General features: G+C 66.4%; 1 pseudogene. It reads right to left on the bottom strand.

Annotation, left to right across the window (positions count from 1 at the left end):
• Positions 1 to 268: pseudogene (locus SB717_RS36320) on the bottom strand (hypothetical protein); the annotation flags it as partial.

Raw genomic sequence — 268 nt, 5'->3', positions numbered from 1 at the left:
CCGATGGTCACGCCCTGGGCCGCGTTGCCGGTCGCGGTCATGGCGTCGCCGCCCTGCGAGAACGCGGCGGGGTCGATCAGGCCGGCGTCCCACATCTTCTTGAGGAACGCCAGGCCCTCGCGCCACCCGTCCTGCATCGTCTGCATCTGCACGGTGTCGCCGTCCATACCGAGCGAGACGGGCTGGCCTGTGGATCCCGAACCCGTGTTGAACGCGTTGTAGATGAACGCGTTCATGATGTACGGGATGAGCGACTGCTGAGACGAGC

It is taken from the genome of Priestia sp. SIMBA_032 (assembly GCF_046535215.1).
Taxonomy (GTDB): Bacteria; Bacillota; Bacilli; order Bacillales; family Bacillaceae_H; genus Priestia; species Priestia aryabhattai.
This window is presented reverse-complemented; position numbering and strand designations above follow the sequence as displayed.